Source organism: Myxococcus sp. CA039A, from assembly GCF_013336645.1.
GTDB lineage: Bacteria > Myxococcota > Myxococcia > Myxococcales > Myxococcaceae > Myxococcus > Myxococcus llanfairpwllgwyngyllgogerychwyrndrobwllllantysiliogogogochensis.
Genome location: NZ_JABUMQ010000059.1, coordinates 1 through 17,814 on the forward strand (window position 1 = coordinate 1; position 17,814 = coordinate 17,814).

Genomic DNA, 17,814 nt, shown 5'->3' on the forward strand with positions numbered 1-17,814 from the left:
GGGCGGGTGGGCTACCGCGTGGTGGCGCAGCTGAGGGAGATGGAGAAGGACGTGGTGGTGGTGGAGAAGCGCGAGGACGCGGCCTTCGTCTCCGCCCTGCGGGACGAGAACGTGCCGCTGCTCATCGACGACACGCGCAGCCCGCTGTGCCTGCCGCGCACCAACGTGAAGGACGCGTCCGCCATCGTCTGCGCGACGGACGATGACCTGGCCAACCTCAACATCGCGCTGGATGCACGGAGGATGAACCCGAACATCCGCGTCGTCATCCGGCTGTTCGACGAGGACCTGAGCGGCAAGGTGCGCGACACCTTCAAGGCGGAGGCGCTCTCCAGCTCGTCGCTCGCCGCGCCCGCCATGGCGCTGGCGGCCCTGGACCCGCGCATCATCCACTCGTTCCACCTGGGCAAGCACCTGATGGTGGTGTCCAACTTCGAGGCGCGAGAGGGCCTGCCCGGCCTGACCATCTCCGACATCCGGGACAGGTTCGGCGGGCTGGCGCTGTCGCTGCTTCGCGGCAGTCACGAGCGGCTGCACCCGGTGGGCGAGGAGGTCATCCGCCCCGGTGACATCCTGGCCATCCAGGCGTCGTATCCGGAGTACCGCCGCCTGCGCGCCTTCGCGTGCGAGGCGGAGCCGCCCACCTGGTCCCACCAGGACCCGCCTCCGCTCCCGGGGCAGCGCAAGGTGGGCTGAGTCCCGGCGTCACACCGTCCTCGCTGTCGCGGGGCGGGTGGCGCTGGTGGACGCGAGCGCGGCGCCGCCGTGCTCCAGCGCCGAGGGAAGCGCGAGGGCTCGAGTGAGCAGGGCCGCGAGGGGCTCCCACTCGACGAGGAAGCCGTCGTGGCCGTAGAGGCTGGACAGCTCCGCGTGCTCCGCATGACGTCCGAGCGCGCGCAGTCGCCGGGCCAGGGCCTCCATGTGCTCGGGGAAGAAGAGCTGGTCCCTGTCGATGCCCACGCACAGGGCGCTCGCGCGGATGCGCTCCAGTCCACCGTGCGGCGCACGGGCGAGGTCGTGGTGGTCCATGGCGCCCAACTGCGCGAGGTAGGCGCGCGCGTCGAAGCGGGCCTCCAGCTTGCGCCCCTGGTGCTCCAGGTAGCTCTGCACGGGGTAGAGCGCGCGGGAGGACCACGTGGGTGGACGCTGCTGACTGGCTTCGAGTCCGGGCTCGGCGCGGTAGGTGAGCATCGCGAGCTGTCGTGCCAGCTCGAGGCCGCGGTGGGGTGCCTCGGGGAAGCCGGGGTCCAGGAGCAGCGCCTGCCGCGCGACGTGGTTGAGGCCCACCACCCATGAGGACGCGGCTTCGGCGGTGGCGATGGGGGCCATGCGCGCGAAGCGCTCGGGAGCGAGGGCGGCGAGGCAGAGGACAATCATCCCACCCAGCGAGCCGCCGGTGACGAGGTCCACCTCCTGGATGCCCAACGCGTCGAGCGCGAGGAGGATGCTGCGGGCCTGGTCCCACGGCGTGACGGTGGCGGGAAGGTGTTGCTCGTCTTGTCGGAGGTCCCCCTTGGCGAGTGTGGGCGCGGGGCCGAAGCGCGTGTCGTCCGCGCGGCGGGGGAAGCCTTCGTCGGCGGGGCCCGTGGTGCCGTAGCAGGAGCCGAGGTTGTTGAAGCACAACAGCCGCACGCGCGTCGGGTCCAATGCGCGGCCAGGGCCGATGACGGGCTCCCACCAGCCGCCTTCGCCTCCCGCGCGCATGTCTCCGGTGAGCGCGTGCACGAGCAGCACGGTGGGCACGCGCGCGGAGGGGCAGGTGGTGCTTCGACGGCGTACGCGTTCGACGGCGTGGTGTTGCTCGGCGAGGGTGCGACGGACGACGCGCGGCGAGGTGGCCTGGGCTTCTTCGTCCGGGAGGAGCCGGGCGCGTGCGTGGAGCCACGGCAGGTCGTCCTCGGGGCCCCACCACCAGCCGCGCACGAGGTGGGGTGTGAGGCGGGCGCCTGCTTCCAGCGTCAGGTCCGGCGTGGTCACTTCAAAGAGGCGCGGCGTGGGCGCGCAGGGGAGGGAGGCCAAGGGAGACTCCGGACAAGCGGGTGTCGTCGCGGGCGCGCGGGGGCGTCCGGGAGGGAACGAGGTTCAGCTCGGGCGTGACGGGCTTCGCTCGGCTCCTACGGGGTGGAGCGAGGGCGCTGAAGGAGGGCCAGAAACGACGAAGCCCACCGACCCTCGCGGGGTGGGTGGGCTCGGTGGCTCGCCAGGGTCGGATGGACGTCAGCCGACACGGGCGGGCGGGAGCCCACCTGTCATCGACATTCGACGCATGGCGAGAAGGGACGTCATCGCCGCTAGGGATAAACGCTCGCCCCACGCGAGTCAAGCCGACCCACCGTGCCAGGGCGCGGCGTGAGAGGCGTGTGACACTCGCAGCGCCACGGTGTCGTGGGATTCCACGACGGCGCGGGAATCCCTCTCACGGGTTCGTGACGTGGGCGTTCGCGGTGTACGGGGCGAGCGCGCCGATGTGGCCGGGGCGGGCCTTCACGCGCGCGAGCCAGGCGGACACGGCGGGGAAGTCCCCCAGGTCCAGGCCCACGTCAGGGGCGACGTGGGTATAGGCATACAGGCCGATGTCGGCGACGGTGGGGCGCTCGCCCACGAGGAAGGTGTGGTGCTGGAGGTGGCGCTCCAGGGACTTGAGGGCGTTGCGGCCCGCCTCGATGCGCAGCAGGAATGTCTCCGGGTGGCGAGGGGCTCGGCCCGTGAGCTTCCAGAAGCGCGCGGTGCCGATGTTGGGCTCCACGGCGTTCTGCTCGAAGAAGAGCCACTGGTGGACCTGCGCGCGCTCAAAGGCATCTTGAGGGAGCAGCGGGGTGCCCTCGGCGAGGAAGAGGAGGATGGCGTTGGATTCGGCGAGGAAGCGCCCCGGTTCGGGCTCCAGGACGGGGATGCGGCCATCCGGGTTCTTGTGGCGGAGGAAGTCCTCCGTGCGGCTCTCGCCCGCGAAGATGTCCACGGGGACCAGCTCGTAGGGCCTGTCGAGCCAGGACAAGAGGAGGCGCAGCTTGTAGCCGTTGGCGGAAGGCGCGTAGTCGTAGAGGCGCATGCGAGGCTCCGGGTGGGGGCTGATGGGTGGCAGCGTAGGCCCCTGCCTCCAGGCGAGCGACCCGGTCCTTGCGGCCCGTGGCGTTCCGAGAGGGCGCAAGAACCGGGTTGAAGGGGCGGGGTCCGGGGGCCATACCGAGGGGAGGACACACCTTTCAACCAGGAGCCGGGACATGGCGACCAGCGACTACGCCCGAATCGAGCAGGCGATTCTCTATCTCGATGCGCATGCGCGCGAGCAGCCGTCCCTGGACGACGTCGCGGCGCACGTGGGGCTCAGCCCCTTCCACTTCCAGCGCCTCTTCACCCGCTGGGCGGGCATCAGCCCGAAGCGCTTCCTCCAGGTGCACACCCTCAGCTCGGCGCGTCGGCTGCTGGCCGAGCGGCGCAGCGTGCTCGACACGTCGTTCGCCGTGGGACTGTCGGGAGGTGGGCGACTGCACGAGCTCTTCGTCACGCTGACGGCGATGACGCCGGGGGAGTTCAAGCTCGGGGGCGAGGGGCTCACGGTGCACCACGGAGTGCATGTGTCGCCCTTCGGAGAGTGCCTGATTGCCGTGTGTGAGCGGGGCATCTGCGGACTGCACTTCCTCACGGGGGCGTCGGAAGCGCAGGCGCTGGCGGAGCTGCGAGCACAGTGGCCGAAGGCGACCTTCGTGGAGTCCATTCGGGAGACGGCGCCGTGGGTGGAGCGCATCTTCCCCGAGGCGCCGCCGAGTGGGCGCACGCCGCTGTCGGTGCTGGTGAAGGGGACGCCGTTCCAGGTGCAGGTGTGGCAGGCGCTGCTGCGCGTGGCGCCGGGAGAGGTGGCGACGTACGAGGACCTCGCCCGGGCCATTGGCAAGCCGAAGGCGGTGCGCGCGGTGGGCACGGCGGTGGGAGGCAACTCCGTGGCGTTGCTGATTCCCTGCCACCGCGTGCTGCGCAAGACGGGCGTCTTCGGGGACTACCGCTGGGGACCCGCGCGCAAGCAGGTGATGCTCGCGTGGGAGTCGCTGCGGTACGGGGCGGAGAACGAGGACGGCGAGCTCCGCGTCGAGGCCGCCCGGTCCGAACTGGCTTGAGTCGACGGGGAGCTAGGCGGCTTCGTCGAGCGGCAGCTTCTCCGCGAGCTCCTCGATGAAGTCGTCGATGACGTAGGGCACCGATGCGTCGCGCTCGGGGCCCTTCCGCGAGGGATGGTCGAACTCACCGGCGAGATGGCCAACGACCTCATGTCCGAGATGCGAGGCCAGCTCCGAAGGGCTCATCGAGTCGAAGGCGTCCACGTACGTATAGACGTCGTTGGTTTCCGGAATGCGCCACCCGCGAACGGATGACAGCTTCTTCCAGATGGGCCGCTGCACGAGCTCGTAGTCGAAGAAGACGAGTCGCGGCACGGCGAGGGCACCCAGCGGCGGCGTGGGTTGCCCCCAGATGAGCCGGTTGAGAATCTGCTCGTTCGTGAGTCCTTCGTTCCAGGTGTAGGCGGAGTGCTCCAGGACCCGGCGACGGAACGACTGGGAGTTCACGATGCGCTCGAGGATGTCGAGGGCCTCGCGCAGTCTGGCTCCGCGAGAAGCGTCGATGTTCACCTGCCGCTTGACCTGAAAACGCACCATGTTTCCTCCTGGGTTCTTTCAGCGAGAGGGCTCAGCCCAGCGCCGCGAGCGCCGAGACCTTGGCGATGATTTCGGGCGCCGAATGCACCAGGCTGGCAATCAAGGTGATCCACCCGATGACGCCCGTGGCCGCGCTTGCGACCAGTCGGATGACCAGTGACAGGACGGCCCCCGCCAGCCCCAGCGCGGCCGTCACCCGCTCCAGGCGCCGCAAGAGGCTTCGCGCCTCCTCCAACGGAGCCTCCTGGTCGATGAGCAGGACGGTGTCGCAGTCCATGTTGAGCCGGCAGCCCATGTTCAGCCGTGGGGCAGGGGGGAGCAGCTCTCCGCCCAGGAAGATGCCGATGCCGTCCACGAAGGCCGTGGCGGCTCGGCTCACCGCGCCGAGCACCTCGTTGGCGACGCGGAAGAGTGAGCGAAAGACATTGCGCGCCAGGGTCCTGACGAAGTCACCGACGGCCTCGAAGATGGTCGACAGGGACTGTCCGAGTCGCACGACCTGCCGCTTCAGCCATTTGAAGGTGCGCTTGATGCCGTCCCAGAGAAAGAAGTCCGAGTTGTCGACCTCGCTCGTCCAGTAGTCCTGGAGCTCGGCTTCGTTGGCCCGGACGAAGCCGAGGATGTCGTCGCGAGAGACATCCTCTTCGCGCTGCTGGCGTGCGAAGTCCTCGAACAGCTCCGGGGTGACCTGGTGGGTGGCGCTCTCCATGGCGGCCACGGTGAGGGGCCTCTTCGGATTGTTTCGCCAGTAGAGGTCCAGCGCCTTGAGCATCTTCTGCTGGGTGGCGGGCTCCCGAATGTCGCCCAGGGGATAGCCGTTCAGCCACAGCTCGTTGCGCGCGAGTCGCAGGAGAAAACGCCGTGCGGCGGAGAGGTTCTGTTCGGACAGTGCCAGCCCCTCCAGCGCCTGACGCACGGGAGGGGCGGCCTTCGCCACCTTGTCCACGAGGGCATCGTGAGACAGCACCAGCTCCATGGCCTGGCGCTCGGAGATGTTGCTGGAGGGGATGAGTCCCAGCTCGGCGGCGACGGCGCGGAAACGGGCGAGCTGGATGCGCAGGTTGTTCGTGTCGCTCGGGTCGACGGGGACGTTGGGGCGCAGGCCCAGCGTCGTCAGGCGGAGCTGGACGGCGCGCACGAGCACGGGACGCGCCATTCCACCGACGGGGTACCACTTGTCGATCTGGAGCGGGTCCTCCAGCGTGACGAACTCCTGGAGCGCATCCCACGTGGCCTGCTCGATGGTGGCGCCACTCGCCTCCAGCCCGATGTCCCTGCGAAAGACGTTGAGCCCCTTGAGGAGCTCCGCATTCATCTTGTCGCTCGTGGGGTCTCCCACGGCGTAGCCGAGGTGGCTCAGGCGCAGACGGACGGCGCGCACCACGAGCTGGTACCGCTCGTAGTTGGCTCCCTGCGACGAGGGCGTCAGGGCGGAGAGCGGGACGAGCCCCGTTCGCTGCTCCAGAATCTGGAGGTTCTCTTCCAGGTTCAATGCGTTCGCGAGGGGCTCTTCCCCACCGGCTCTCAGCGGCACGCCCTGCGCCGCGGAGAGTCTGCGGGGGCCATTGAACAGGGCCGCGACATGACCCTGTGTCGTCGATGGAGGCGGCATGTGGGAGCTCGGCCGGGGGCTCAGGTCTTGGAGACAATCTCCTTGAGGGTGTCGGCGAAGAAGTCCACGACGGCCTTCCGGGCAGCGAGGCTGGTCTCCACGGACTTGCGGTGCACGTCCAGCAGCTCCTGAAGCCGGGGAATGTCCTGCTCATCCGTCTGGAAGAGCTTCGTGTCTCCGTCGAACTTGATTTGAGTCGCCGCGACCAGCTTGATGACTGCTTCTGTCGTCACTCCGTTGACTGTCTTGGGCAGCGCGCTCTGCGTCAGGCTGTCCCAATTGATGACAGGATTGCCTTTGCTGTCGTTCTGGATGACGTGTTTGACCTGGCCTGTGTAGGTGATGACCTCCAGCGTCACGAGGTCATCGACCGCAGCATTGAGCTTCTCGAGCGCTTGCCTGAGTCCCATGTGTTTTCCCCCAATAAAGCTCGCGTCGACTCGCGGAGCCTGATGCTGGGATTCTACAGCGAGTCCGAACAGCGCCGTCAAGGCGAGGACTCAGGGGGCTTGTAGCGCACGGGTCGCGAAAGACCTTTCCGGTGGCCCGCATGGCGTTGAGCCGAGGGTGGGGATTTTCGCGGGCTTGTCTGTATTTGGAGTCCGTCGACGGGCGCGTTCTTGGGTGCGGTCGGACCCCATGAGGTGTCAGGATGGAACGGCTTCGTCATGGCGTTCCTGGCCCTTCCTCCGCATGCCGCGCTCTCTCCCCTGGTGATGGGGTACTGGTTCATCGAGGACCTGGAGGGTTCGTACGAGGGCAAGCCCATCCGGACGACGCCTCACGCGGGCGCCGTGCTGACGCTCAACTTCGGTCGGCCCTGTGCGAGTGAGTTCGCCGCGGGAGCGCCCCGCGCCTCGCTGCTGGGCATCCAGAGTCATCCCCGGAACTGGAGCTCCGGAGAGGGCTGCTCCTTCGTGATGGTGATGCTGCGACCACCGGGGCTCGCGCGTCTCTTTCCCGCCTTGGGGAAGGACAGCCGCGACGACATGTTGGAACTCGGTGGCGTCCTGGGGGATGGCGCCGCGCGGCGGCTCTGCGATGACCTCGCCGCCGCGTGGGCTCCACGTCGTGTCGCCGCGCGCCTGGATGACTGGTTGCTGCGACGCTTGTCCGCGAGCCGTGCCCTTGTCGGTGTGAGCCAGTTGGGACATGCCTGGGCGACCCTGCTGCGGACTTCGCGTGTGGACGAGGCCGCGAGAGAGGTGTCTGTGTCCAGACGGCAGCTCGAGCGCTGGTTCAGCCTGTACGCGGGGCACACGCCCAAGCAACTGCTCGGGCTCGACCGGATTCAATCCAGTCTCCACGCGGCCCAGACAGGGAAGGGAGACCCGCTCCAGGGCTTCAGCGACCAGGCCCATCAGATTCGACAGTGGCGTCGTCACCTGGGGATGACGCCAGGAAGGTACTCGCGCGCTTCGAAGTCGATTCTCGCCGAGTACTTCGCCCAGGCCCGGGATGCCGCACCCGAAGGACTGGCCCACTTCTTCTGACGGATGCTCTCTCGCTCCACCGTGGCAAGTGCGGGGGCTTGTCGCATTCGTTCAATACGCTCGCGGGACGGCGCTCCAGACTGTCTTTCCTCTGGATGAGAGAGGAGCCAGCGCGATGGGGCAGGGGACGTTCGTCGAGTATCGAGAAGGCGGGACTGACTGTGAGGCGTACGTCACCTGGGACTCGCGAAGCGATGCCCGTCGACCTTGCGTCCTGCTCGCTCACGCGTGGGATGGGCTGAACGCCCCGATGCGGGAGAAGGCGGAGGAGCTCGCGGCGCTCGGCTACGTGTGCTTTGCCCTGGACGTCTATGGCAAGGGCGTGAGGGGAGGCGTGGCCGATGACAACTCTCGCCTGATGGCGCCGTTCATGGCGGACCGCGCGCTCTTGCGCAGGAGGCTGTTGGCGGGATTCGAAGCGGCGCTCCGTCATCCCCTCGTGGATGCCGACCGGGTCGCCATCATCGGCTACTGCTTCGGTGGCCTGTGCGCCTTGGATCTCGCGAGGAGCGCCGTGCCGGGCCTGAAGGCCGCGGTGAGTTTCCATGGAGTCCTCAAGCCACCGCGGCTCGAGCCTCAGGAGCCCATCTCCGCCAAGGTCCTCATCCTCCATGGCTGGGAAGACCCGACCGGACCGTCTCCCGACGTGCTGGCAGTGGCACGCGAGCTGACCGAGGCCGGAGCCGACTGGCAGCTTCATGCCCATGGCCACGCCATGCACGCCTTCACCTATCCGGGGTTGCACAACCCCCAGGCGGGGCTCCAGTACCACCCGGCCGCGGCGAGGCGCTCCTGGGCCGCCATGCGGACCTTCCTCGACGAAGTCTTCGAGCCCTCGCCACGGTAGCTCCTGCCGTGGGGCCATGAGCGGCTCACGGAGCGAGGAGCCCGGCGGCAGGACTTGCTTCGCCGACCCTGGGCGCTCGCTTCGCTATTCAGTCGGTGCTTGCTGGAAGGACTTCCCACTCGGTCCGCTCAGGACATCCGGGCGACGAGCTTGAGTGGCAGGTTGCGCAGGAAGAATCCCACCACGGTCCACGGCCAGCCGGGGACGTAGGCGCTCACCGGCTCGCGCTCAATCGCCTTCACCAGCGCACGAGAGCCCGTCGCGGAGTCCACGGCGAAAGGCAGGTTCTTCGCCCCCGCGTTCAGCTCCGTGTGGATGTACCCGGGATAAATCGTCGACACCTTGATGGGCGTGTTCATCAGCTCCGCGCGAATGCCCTCCGTCAGCGTCGCGAGGCCCGCCTTCGTCGCCGCGTACACGGTGAGATGCCGAGGCAGCCCTCGCATCGCGCTCATGGACGAGATGGTGACGAGGTGTCCCTGGCCCTGCTTGCGCAGGATGCCCACGGCCGCTTCGCACTGCGCGACCGCGGCCACGAAGTTCGTCTGCGCCGTCTTCGCGTTGGTGGCGAAGTTCCCGGTGCCAATCCGCTTCCCCACGCCGATGCCCGCGTTGATGATGATGCGGTCCAGGCTGCCGAGGTCCTTCGCGAACGCCTCGAAGACCTCGAACACCTGCTCGTGCTCGTTCACATCCAGCGCGCGCACGGAGATGTGCAGGTCCGGATGCTTCGCCAGCAGCTCCGAGCGCAGCGCCTCCAGCCGGTCCGTGCGCCGGGCACACAGCGCGAGGTTGCGCCCCCGCGCCGCGAACTCGCGGGCCATGCCCTCACCCAGTCCGGAGCTGGCGCCGGTAATCAGGATGTTCTTGCGCATGGCGGTGTTCCTCAGCGGTAGGTGATGAGGGCGCGCTGAGGGCCCTCGAAGTGGGCGTGCTCGTTGAGCGTCGACATGTAGCGGCCCCGGTCACTGTAGATGACCTTGGTGATGCCACAGTTGGCGAGCGTCCAGTTCAACCGGAACGCGTGCTCATCTGGAATCTGGAGCAGGTGCTGGCAGATGGCCGTGACCGGGCCGCCCGAGGTGAACACCAGCGCTGTCTTCGACGGCCCCAGACCCTGGATGAGCGCGTCCAGCGCTCGCACACAGCGCTCCCGGAACTTGGGCCAGGGCTCCGTGTACTCCGCGTCGTGTTTCCCGGCGACCCAGCGCCCCACGGCTTGGGTGAAGAGTTCCTGGAACGCCCGGCGCGGGTCCGCTGCTCCCAGGAGGTCCTCCGCCAGGGCCGCGTGATTCGCGTAGCGCGGCGTGTGCCGGGCCACGAGTTCGTCGTGGTCGAACTCGTTGAATCCCGGCGTGCGCGTGGGCAGGAGGCTCGTGCCCATCGCGGTGAGGCACGTCTCCGCCGTCTGCCGGTGGCGGGTGAGCGTGCCGGTGACGACCGCGTCCACGGTCAGCCGTGGCTTGAGCGCCTCACCGAGTACTCGCGCCTGGATGTAGCCCGTCTCGGAGAGCTGGTCATAGTTCTCCGCGCCGAAGGACGCCTGACCATGACGGATGAGATACACGACGCCCATCAGCGGCCACCCTTCCGGATGAGGCGCTTGCAGCGCCAGTCGAAGTACGTCACCAGCGACCAGAAGTTCTTGAACGCCGGATTGCGCGTCTGCTTGTGGTGATAGCGGTAATAGATTTGCTGGATGATGCCGGCGAGCCGGAAGATTCCGAAGACCTCATAGAACGTCCAGTTGGCGGGCTTCAGGCCGGAGCGCTGGAGGTAGTAGTCGACGACCTCCTGGCGGCGCAGCATGCCGGGCACGTGCGTGGGCTGGCGCCGCGTGGCGCGCATGAAGAAGTCGTCATCGGCCTGGACCCAGTAGGCCAGCGCGCTGCCCAGGTCCATCAGCGGGTCGCCCAGCGTAGCCATCTCCCAGTCGAGCACGCCGATGACATGCGTGGGGTCTCCCGGGTCCAACACCACGTTGTCGAAGCGCCAGTCATTGTGGATGACGCAGGTGGCGACGTCGTCGGGGATGTGGTCCTTGAGCCAGGCGCGCACGTACTTGAAGCTCGGCACGTTCCACGTCCGGGCCTTCTCGTAGCGGTCCGACCAACCCTCCACCTGGCGCCTCGGGTAGCCGGCCCCTTTGCCGAGCGACGACAGGCCCACGGCCTGGGCGTCCACGGCGTGCAGCTCCAGCAGCCGGTCAACGACGTTGAGGCAGAGCTTGCGCGTCTCCGCGGGGCTGAGGTTCATGCCCCGGGGCATGTTGGCGCGAGGGATGATGCCCTCGATGCGCTCCATGACGTAGAAGTCCGCGCCGATGATGGCGGGGTCCTGGCACAGGCCCACCATCTCCGGCACCCACGGGTAGGTGGGCTTGAGCGCCTTCTGCACGCGGAACTCGCGCGACATGTCGTGCGCGGACTTCGCCTTCGTTCCCGCGGGCGGCCGGCGAAGGATGAGGTCTCGGTTCGGGTACTTGAGGCGGTACGTCCAGTTGGACGCGCCCCCCGAGAACTGCGTCACCGTGGGCGAGCCCTCGAGCGTGGGTACCTGCTGCTTGAGCCAGGCATCGACGGCGGCGACGTTCAGCTCCTCACCGGCGCGGATGGAGCCGGGTGCGTCGAGCGAAGTGGAAGGCGTGGCGTGGGTTGCCATGGTGGGTCACTTCCTGGAGAAGCCGCGCTTGGCCAGTTCGATTCGGGCGATGACGCCCTTGTGCACCTCGTCCGGACCGTCCGCGAGCCGCAGCGTGCGCGCCTGTCCGAAGAAGCCCGCGAGCGCCGTGTCATTGGACACGCCCGCGCCGCCGTGAATCTGGATGGCGTCGTCGACGATGCGCTGGAGCATGCTCGGGGCGACGACCTTGATGGCGGAAATCTCGGTCATCGCGCCCAGGGGGCCCACCTGGTCCATCTTCCACGCGGCGTAGAGCGTGAGCAGGCGGGCCTGGTCGATGGCGATGCGGGCCTCGGCCACGCGCTCGCGGTTGCCACCCAGGTTCATGATGGGCTTGCCGAAGGCCGTGCGGTTCATGCCCCGGTCAATCATCAACTCGAGCGCCCGCTCCGCCGCGCCGACACAGCGCATGCAGTGGTGGATGCGGCCGGGGCCCAGTCTGCCCTGGGCAATCTCGAAGCCCATGCCCGGACCGCCGATGATGTTGGAGAGCGGCACGCGCACGTTGTCGAAGCGCACCTCGCCGTGGCCGTGGGGCGCGTCGTACTCGCCGAAGACGGGCAGCATGCGCTTGATGGTGACGCCCGGCGCGTCCAGGGGCACGAGCACCATGGAGTGCTGGTGGTGACGGTCGCCCCCGGCGTCGGGCGTGCGCGCCATGAAGATGGTGACCTTGGCGTTGGGGTGCCCCAGGCCGGTGGACCACCACTTGGTGCCGTTGAGGATGACCTCGTCGCCTTCGACGACGGCGGTGGCCTCCATGTTGGTGGCGTCCGAGGAGGCCACTCCAGGCTCCGTCATGCAGAACACCGAGCGGATTTCACCCGCGAGCAGCGGCTTGAGCCAGCGCTCCTGCTGGGCGGGGGTGCCGTACTTCCACAGCACCTCCATGTTGCCGGTGTCGGGGGCGTTGCAGTTGAAGACCTCGGGGGCCATCAGGCTGCGCCCGGTCTCCTCGGCGATGGGGGCGTATTCGAGCGTGGTGAGGCCCGGGGCCAGCTTCTCGTCCGGGAGGAAGAGGTTCCAGAGTCCCTTCGCCTTGGCGAGGGCCTTGAGGTCTTCCATGACGGAGGACACCGGCCACGTTTTCCAGTCACCGCCACGGGAGGCCTCCATGACCTCCTGGTAGTAGCGCTCCTCGGCGGGCTCGATGTGCTCGCGCATGAACTGCTTCACGCGCTCCAGGTAGTCCTTGGCCTTGGCGCTCGGCTCGAAGTTCACGGTGCAGCCTCCTCTCACGAGAGGAGGCCATCCTTGGCACCCGTCTCTTGTTGAATCCACTGAATGTTGGTCATGTGTCGTCATGAGCCCAGTTCACGATTCAGCGCGACGGCAGGGGGCCCCCGACCTCAACCTCTTCAGGGTGTTCGACGTCGTCTACCGGGAGCGCAACCTGACGCGCGCGGCGGAGGTGCTGTTCCTCAGCCAGTCCGCGGTGAGCCATGCGCTGACGCGCCTGCGCGAGCAATTGGGGGCTCCCTTATTCGTCCGGGAGGGGCGCGGGGTGGCGCCCACGCCGCTGGCGGAGCGACTGGCACCGGAGATTCGCGAGGCGCTGGCCCTGCTGCAGCAGGCGGTGCATCACACCCGGGGCTTCGAGCCCACGCGGGACGTGGGCACCTTCACGCTGGCGATGAGCGACATGCTGGAGCCGTCCATCGTCCCCCGGCTCGTGGCTCGGCTCCGGGAGCACAGTCCCAAGGCCCGCATCAGCAGTGTGCGGCTGGAGCGGACGCGGCTGGAGCGAGACCTCGCCTCCGGCAAGTTGGACCTGGCCATCGACGTGGAGCAACCCACCAGCGCTCAGTTGCGGCACACGGCCTTTACCCATGACGCGTTCTGCGTGGTGAGCCGCAAGCGCAGGCGATTGGACGTGGCGGCGTACATGGGCGCGCGACATGTCACGGTGTCCTCGCGGCGCACGGGGTTGGCGGTGGAGGACCTGGTGCTCAGCCGTCTGGGATACCAGCGCGAGGTGACGGTGCGCTGCCGGCACTACGAGACGGCCTGCCGCATCGTGTCCGGCTCAGACTTGATGTTGACGATGCCCCGGCGCCGCGCGGAGGAGATCAACGCGGAGCTCGACAACCACCTGTTGCCCATGCCGCTCGCGCTGCCCCGACTGGAGCTGCACCTGTACTGGCACCGCTCCGAGGACAGCGAACCGCGCAGTCAGTGGTTGCGAGCGGAGCTTCAATCCCTGGCGAAGGTGTTGATGGACGCGAGGCGTGGCGCGTGAGTGGATGACGGCTTACTCCGCTTCGAACGTCGCGAGGTCGACCGTCGCGGCGCGCAGTTGTTCGACGACCCGGGGTTCGGGCCACGCGACGGTGCGATAGCGCGTCGGCCACAGGTCCGGCACCAGCTCAAAGCACTCGGGCGCCAAGCGCCTCGCCAGGGGGAAGGACACGATGAAGGGGGCCCCCTCGTCGTCGTCGATGCTCACCAGGTCCGCTTCGGGAAGCAGCATGTCCTGGTCCTTGATCCACATCGTCCAGGCGAGGGGATACCCATCCGTGTTGCGGGTGTTGAGCGTGAAGTCGGAGAGGAGCGTGTCCACGCCCTCCGCCTCATGCCAGGCCTGGAGGCTCTCCTTCTGGAGTTCGTACTCCCTCAGCGCGAACAACGCGTGTCCGTGGCGCACGCGTCGCGCGAGCTCATTATTGCCACGGCGGAGATAGGGAGCCACGCGGCCCGCGCTGTCCAGGGTGTAGAGCGCGGGTGAGATGGCGTGTGGGTTGGACTCGAACTCCAACTGCGCCTGCTCGCACAACTGGGTGACCCTGGCTTCATCCTGACCACCAGTGACGATGAGTCTGGAGCGTGTGGGAACGCTGATGACGGGACGTCCGCTGACCTTGCCAGCGCAAGACGCGAGGAAGCCAGGGTCCAGCAGCCGCGAGGATTCGTAGACGTCATCTTCTGAGTCAGCGACACGGGCGAGGTTGGCGAAGGCGGCCGCGAAGGCCTCCTCCTCGGAGATCTCCCACCTCGCCAGGTGCTCATGCCACATATGCGAGGTGGAGTTGGGCAGCTCCATCACCAGCAGCACCCGCAGGAAAGGGATGGGACGTCGCTCCACCAGGGCGTTGGCCACCTCCCTCGAGGCCCTGGGCCCAAAAGAGGCCGGGCGAACCACGGGCATCACCTTCTCCCGGACGTCCGCCCAGGAGTCCGGGAGCGACGCTGGCATCGTGAGGGCGGTGAAGAACTGCCGGACATGGTGGGAGCGCTCTTCCGGCGTCATGTCTTGCGTGGCCAGCAAGAGGCTCTCCAGGTTCATCCGGGTGGAGGAACCATTCACCCGGAACCCCACGGCAAACTCATCCACCACTCGTTTGACGCTGAGCACATAGGGGAGGGAGTACAACACCGCCTCCACCTCGAGCAGCAGCACCTCACGGGTGCGCGAGGTCGCGGAGGCTTTCTTCTCCAACCCCAGAAGTCTTTTGAAGAACTCCATGGGCGGAGGGTTATAGCGCACCGGACTCCATCCGCGGCCACAGGAGCCAATCACTGTCGATGCCAGGCTCCGTCATGGGGGCTGGTCGGACGACCAGGGGGCGTCGGACCTGCCTGGGAGCAGCTTCATCCCGCGGAGCTTCCGGAACCAACCCCAATCACCCTCCTTCATTTCGAAGACCTCCCCCGTCCACTCCCCCAGCACGACCTGCGCACAGCCGGCCAGCTCCACCTCCGCATAGGCGACAGCCGCCTTCGAGCATCGCTCCCCGAGCACGGACAGGTCGGTCACGAGAGAGATGAGCTTGTGGCAGGGGCCCGTGCCCAGACCCCCATCCGACGCCAGCTGGCCCCGTCCGTCGCGGCCCCTCTCCGAACCTCACCCCTGCGATGCAGGAGCTGAAGCGCATCGGCTGAACTCTCTCACGCGACAACTACCTTGACGCTCACCGGCAGCGGCCTCAGCCATGCGCGAGTTCGCCGCTCGGCTGATGCCACTACCGTGAGCACCCGAGGTCACGCCTCGATGTCGAACGCGAGTGACGCGCGCTCACCGGGCTCCACGTGCAGCAGGCCCTCACCGGTGGCCAGTGCTCCGGCAGCAGCCGTCCACGGCTCCACGCAGACGAAGTCCTTGCCGCGAAGGGTCCACACCACCAGCATCTTGAACTCCGGGCTCCACGACAGGTGCACGGGCCTCAAGCCCGGTCCACGTCCCAGAATCGTCCCCGGGCCCGAGTGGTCCCTCAGGTGCAGGTCCACCTCGTCCAGCGTCAGGTCGAACCCGGTGAAGGGCACCTCGCGCTTGTTCCGGTTGTCCCACGCGTGTGTCGCGTCCGTGTCCACCGTGGCCACGGCCTTCGCCGCGTCCGGCACCCGGAAGTACGGATGGAAGCCCAGGTGCAGGGGCAGGGGACGCGTGTCGCGGTTCTCCACGTCGAAGTCCAACGTGAGCCGCGTGCCCACCAGGGAGAAGGTGAGCTGCGCGTCGAAGGCCCACGGGAACTGGCGCAGCGTCTCCTCGGTGGAGGACAGCCCCAGCACCAGCAGCGAGTCCTCCGCCTGGCGCACGGTCCACGGCAGCCTGCGCGCGAAGCCGTGCTGCGACATCGTGAAGGACTTGCGGTCCGCGGGGTACGTGTCACCCGGAAGGGGCCCGGCGATGGGGAACAGCACGGGGATGCCACCGCGCACGTTCTTCGCCGGGTCCGCCACGGTGGCCTCGTCGAGGTAGAGCACCTCGTCGCCGTCCACCGTCATCCTCGAGACGAGGGCCCCGCGTGAAGGAATCACCTCCACGCGGCACCCACCGTCCACCAACGCGTACGTCTCCAACCCGGCGATGCCGGGGAACACTCGGCTCATACGAGCCTAGATACCCCCATCGTGGGGGTCGCTGTCCATGAAGGGATACGGCACCTTCACGGGCGGCGCGAAGTTCTCCTTCACCGTGCGAGGGCTGGTCCACCGGATGAGGTTGAGCAGCGAGCCCGCCTTGTCGTTGGTGCCCGACGCGCGCGAGCCGCCGAAGGGCTGCTGGCCCACCACCGCGCCCGTGGGCTTGTCGTTGATGTAGATGTTGCCCGCGGCGTGGCGCAGCTCGCTCATCGCCGTGTCGATGGCCTTCCTGTCACGGCCGAAGATGGCGCCCGTCAGCGCATACGTCGCGCTCTGGTCCACCTCGCGCAGCGTCTCCACGTACTTCGCGTCGGGATACACATACACGCCGACCAGCGGCGCGAAGATTTCCTCGCGCAGGATGCGGTGACGCGGGTTGGTGAGCTGCACCAGCGTGGGCTTGACGAACCAGCCTTCCTTCCGGTCCGCCTCGCCGCCCGCGACGATGCTCGCCTCGCCGTCCTGCTTCGCCAGGTCGATGTACGAGGAGACCTTCTTGAAGGACTTCTCGTCGATGACGGCGCCCATGAAGTTGCGGAAGTCCGTCACGTCGCCCATGCGGATGTCGCCGATGAGCCCCTGGAGGCGGGACTTGAGCTTGGGCCACAGGGACTCGGGCACGTAGACGCGGCTGGCCGCCGAGCACTTCTGCCCCTGGTACTCGAAGCCGCCCCGGACGATGGCCACCGCGAGCGCGTCCACGTCGTCCGCCGCCGACGCGTGCGCCACGATGAAGTCCTTGCCGCCCGTCTCTCCCACCAGTCGCGGGTACTGCTTGTACCTGCCGATGTTCTCTCCCACCGTCTTCCACATGGAGTTGAACGTCGGCGTGGAGCCGGTGAAGTGGATGCCGCCCAGATGCGGGCTCGCCAACGTCGGATTGCCCACCGTGGGGCCGTCGCCGTTGAGCATGTTGATGACGCCGTCGGGCAGGCCCGCCTCGCGCAGCAGCTCCATGAAGTACCAGGCGCTCAGCGCGGCCGTGGAGGACGGCTTGAACAGCACCACGTTGCCCATGATGGCGGGCGCGGTGCAGAGGTTCATCGCGATGGACGTGAAGTTGAACGGCGCCACCGCGAACACGAAGCCGTCCAGCGGACGGTAGTCCAGCATGTTCCACGTCTGCGGCGAGGACTCCGGCTGGATGGCGAGAATCTGCTCGGCGAAGTGGACGTTGTAGCGCAGGAAGTCGATGGCCTCGCACGCCGCGTCGATCTCCGCCTGGTGGGCCGTCTTGGACTGACCCAGCATGGTGGACGCGTTGATGAGCGGGCGGTAGCGCGTGGCGAGCAGCTCCGCGGCGCGCAGGAAGATGGCGGCGCGCGAGGTGAACGACATGCGCGCCCAGTCCTCCTTCACGGCCAGGGCGGCCTGGATGGCCTGCTCCACGTGGCTGGCGTCCGCCTCGTGCAGCGTGGCCAGCACATGCGAGTGCCGGTGCGGCATGCGGACGGTGTCCGTCTTGCCGCTGCGCACCTGCTTGCCGCCGATGAGCAGCGGGATGTCAATCTGCTCACCGGCCATGCGCTTGAGTGTGGCCTGGAGTTCACGGCGCTCGGGAGCACCGGGCGCGTAGGGCAGGATGGGCTCGTTTCGGGGAGCCGGGACGCGGGGGATGGCGTTGATCACGCGGAAGACCTCGGGACGGGGCGAAGAAAAAGGGCGGGCGAG

General features: G+C 67.9%; 18 protein-coding genes. 5 read left to right on the top strand and 13 right to left on the bottom strand.

All coding sequences use genetic code 11. From position 1 onward, the window contains the following. Positions 1-696: TrkA family potassium uptake protein (locus HR086_RS12590; RefSeq protein WP_174465740.1), on the top strand; the 696-nt coding region annotated here is incomplete at its 5' end. Positions 697-705: 9 nt separating this feature from the next. Here HR086_RS12590 and HR086_RS12595 read toward each other — a convergent pair. Beyond that, positions 706-2,019: an alpha/beta fold hydrolase gene (locus HR086_RS12595; RefSeq protein ID WP_174465741.1), complete on the bottom strand. Its 1,314-nt coding sequence runs from the start codon at positions 2,017-2,019 to the stop codon at positions 706-708. Between the two features lie 397 nt (positions 2,020-2,416). Beyond that, on the bottom strand, positions 2,417-3,049 hold the full coding sequence (locus tag HR086_RS12600; RefSeq protein WP_174465742.1) for a glutathione S-transferase family protein: 633 nt from the start codon (positions 3,047-3,049) through the stop codon (positions 2,417-2,419). A gap of 172 nt (positions 3,050-3,221) precedes the next feature. Between HR086_RS12600 and HR086_RS12605 the strand changes: the two genes are divergently transcribed. Continuing rightward, the gene (locus HR086_RS12605) at positions 3,222-4,112 is read left to right on the top strand and encodes a bifunctional transcriptional activator/DNA repair enzyme AdaA (RefSeq protein ID WP_141640750.1); all 891 of its coding nucleotides are present in this window, start codon (positions 3,222-3,224) and stop codon (positions 4,110-4,112) included. Positions 4,113-4,124: 12 nt separating this feature from the next. On the opposite strand, the gene HR086_RS12610 is transcribed toward HR086_RS12605, so the two are convergent. The 3 genes from HR086_RS12610 to HR086_RS12620 are packed head-to-tail and all read right to left on the bottom strand — an operon-like array spanning position 4,125 to position 6,671. After that, a complete protein-coding gene (locus HR086_RS12610) occupies positions 4,125-4,649 on the bottom strand; it encodes a hypothetical protein (protein WP_141640749.1) in 525 nt (174 codons plus the stop codon). A 31-nt stretch (positions 4,650-4,680) separates the two neighbouring features. Continuing rightward, a complete protein-coding gene (locus HR086_RS12615; protein ID WP_174463247.1) occupies positions 4,681-6,261 on the bottom strand; it encodes a hypothetical protein in 1,581 nt (526 codons plus the stop codon). Positions 6,262-6,281: 20 nt separating this feature from the next. Then, positions 6,282-6,671, bottom strand: coding sequence for a hypothetical protein (locus HR086_RS12620; protein WP_174457524.1), 390 nt, complete (start codon positions 6,669-6,671; stop codon positions 6,282-6,284). Between the two features lie 258 nt (positions 6,672-6,929). On the opposite strand from HR086_RS12620, the gene HR086_RS12625 reads away from it, so the two are divergent. Then, positions 6,930-7,754, top strand: a complete 825-nt coding sequence (locus HR086_RS12625) for a helix-turn-helix domain-containing protein (protein WP_174465743.1) — start codon at positions 6,930-6,932, stop codon at positions 7,752-7,754. A gap of 115 nt (positions 7,755-7,869) precedes the next feature. Next, positions 7,870-8,601 carry a dienelactone hydrolase family protein gene (locus tag HR086_RS12630; protein WP_141640745.1) on the top strand — a complete coding sequence of 244 codons (732 nt, stop codon included), beginning with the start codon at positions 7,870-7,872 and terminating at the stop codon, positions 8,599-8,601. A gap of 128 nt (positions 8,602-8,729) precedes the next feature. Here HR086_RS12630 and HR086_RS12635 read toward each other — a convergent pair whose 3' ends face one another. From HR086_RS12635 to HR086_RS12650, 4 genes are read right to left on the bottom strand one after another with little or no spacing between them, the layout of a single operon-like run. Next, entirely contained in the window at positions 8,730-9,476 is a 747-nt protein-coding gene (locus tag HR086_RS12635; RefSeq protein WP_174465744.1) for an SDR family oxidoreductase, read from the bottom strand. An 11-nt stretch (positions 9,477-9,487) separates the two neighbouring features. After that, a complete protein-coding gene (locus tag HR086_RS12640) occupies positions 9,488-10,177 on the bottom strand; it encodes a histidine phosphatase family protein (protein WP_174463250.1) in 690 nt (229 codons plus the stop codon). After that, the gene (locus HR086_RS12645; protein ID WP_174463251.1) at positions 10,177-11,262 is read right to left on the bottom strand and encodes a phosphotransferase family protein; all 1,086 of its coding nucleotides are present in this window, start codon (positions 11,260-11,262) and stop codon (positions 10,177-10,179) included. Before HR086_RS12645 ends, HR086_RS12640 begins: the two co-directional genes overlap by 1 nt. 6 nt (positions 11,263-11,268) lie before the next feature. Then, a complete protein-coding gene (locus tag HR086_RS12650) occupies positions 11,269-12,504 on the bottom strand; it encodes an acyl-CoA dehydrogenase family protein (protein WP_373564290.1) in 1,236 nt (411 codons plus the stop codon). 82 nt (positions 12,505-12,586) lie between these two features. Between HR086_RS12650 and HR086_RS12655 the strand changes: the two genes are divergently transcribed. Further along, the gene (locus tag HR086_RS12655) at positions 12,587-13,522 is read left to right on the top strand and encodes a LysR family transcriptional regulator (RefSeq protein ID WP_174463253.1); all 936 of its coding nucleotides are present in this window, start codon (positions 12,587-12,589) and stop codon (positions 13,520-13,522) included. Positions 13,523-13,534: 12 nt separating this feature from the next. On the opposite strand, the gene HR086_RS12660 is transcribed toward HR086_RS12655, so the two are convergent. The 4 genes from HR086_RS12660 to pruA form a co-directional block, all read right to left on the bottom strand. Then, positions 13,535-14,767: a DUF1444 domain-containing protein gene (locus HR086_RS12660; protein ID WP_174465746.1), complete on the bottom strand. Its 1,233-nt coding sequence runs from the start codon at positions 14,765-14,767 to the stop codon at positions 13,535-13,537. A 51-nt stretch (positions 14,768-14,818) separates the two neighbouring features. Further along, on the bottom strand, positions 14,819-15,037 hold the full coding sequence (locus tag HR086_RS12665; RefSeq protein ID WP_174465747.1) for a hypothetical protein: 219 nt from the start codon (positions 15,035-15,037) through the stop codon (positions 14,819-14,821). 224 nt (positions 15,038-15,261) lie between these two features. Further along, positions 15,262-16,110: an aldose epimerase gene (locus HR086_RS12670; RefSeq protein WP_141640740.1), complete on the bottom strand. Its 849-nt coding sequence runs from the start codon at positions 16,108-16,110 to the stop codon at positions 15,262-15,264. A 6-nt stretch (positions 16,111-16,116) separates the two neighbouring features. Further along, the gene (gene pruA / locus HR086_RS12675; RefSeq protein ID WP_141640760.1) at positions 16,117-17,772 is read right to left on the bottom strand and encodes an L-glutamate gamma-semialdehyde dehydrogenase; all 1,656 of its coding nucleotides are present in this window, start codon (positions 17,770-17,772) and stop codon (positions 16,117-16,119) included. Positions 17,773-17,814: the final 42 nt, after the last annotated feature.

Excerpts from the sequence above, each read along its gene's own strand:
- HR086_RS12670 (WP_141640740.1), bottom strand. The coding sequence starts at position 16,110 with ATGAGCCGAGTGTTCCCCGGCATCGCCGGGTTGGAGACGTACGCGTTG.
- HR086_RS12630 (WP_141640745.1), top strand. The coding sequence starts at position 7,870 with ATGGGGCAGGGGACGTTCGTCGAGTATCGAGAAGGCGGGACTGACTGT.
- HR086_RS12645 (WP_174463251.1), bottom strand. The coding sequence starts at position 11,262 with ATGGCAACCCACGCCACGCCTTCCACTTCGCTCGACGCACCCGGCTCC.
- HR086_RS12635 (WP_174465744.1), bottom strand. The coding sequence starts at position 9,476 with ATGCGCAAGAACATCCTGATTACCGGCGCCAGCTCCGGACTGGGTGAG.
- HR086_RS12620 (WP_174457524.1), bottom strand. The coding sequence starts at position 6,671 with ATGGGACTCAGGCAAGCGCTCGAGAAGCTCAATGCTGCGGTCGATGAC.
- HR086_RS12605 (WP_141640750.1), top strand. The coding sequence starts at position 3,222 with ATGGCGACCAGCGACTACGCCCGAATCGAGCAGGCGATTCTCTATCTC.
- HR086_RS12640 (WP_174463250.1), bottom strand. The coding sequence starts at position 10,177 with ATGGGCGTCGTGTATCTCATCCGTCATGGTCAGGCGTCCTTCGGCGCG.
- HR086_RS12610 (WP_141640749.1), bottom strand. The coding sequence starts at position 4,649 with ATGGTGCGTTTTCAGGTCAAGCGGCAGGTGAACATCGACGCTTCTCGC.
- HR086_RS12655 (WP_174463253.1), top strand. The coding sequence starts at position 12,587 with ATGAGCCCAGTTCACGATTCAGCGCGACGGCAGGGGGCCCCCGACCTC.
- HR086_RS12615 (WP_174463247.1), bottom strand. The coding sequence starts at position 6,261 with ATGCCGCCTCCATCGACGACACAGGGTCATGTCGCGGCCCTGTTCAAT.
- HR086_RS12600 (WP_174465742.1), bottom strand. The coding sequence starts at position 3,049 with ATGCGCCTCTACGACTACGCGCCTTCCGCCAACGGCTACAAGCTGCGC.
- HR086_RS12625 (WP_174465743.1), top strand. The coding sequence starts at position 6,930 with ATGGCGTTCCTGGCCCTTCCTCCGCATGCCGCGCTCTCTCCCCTGGTG.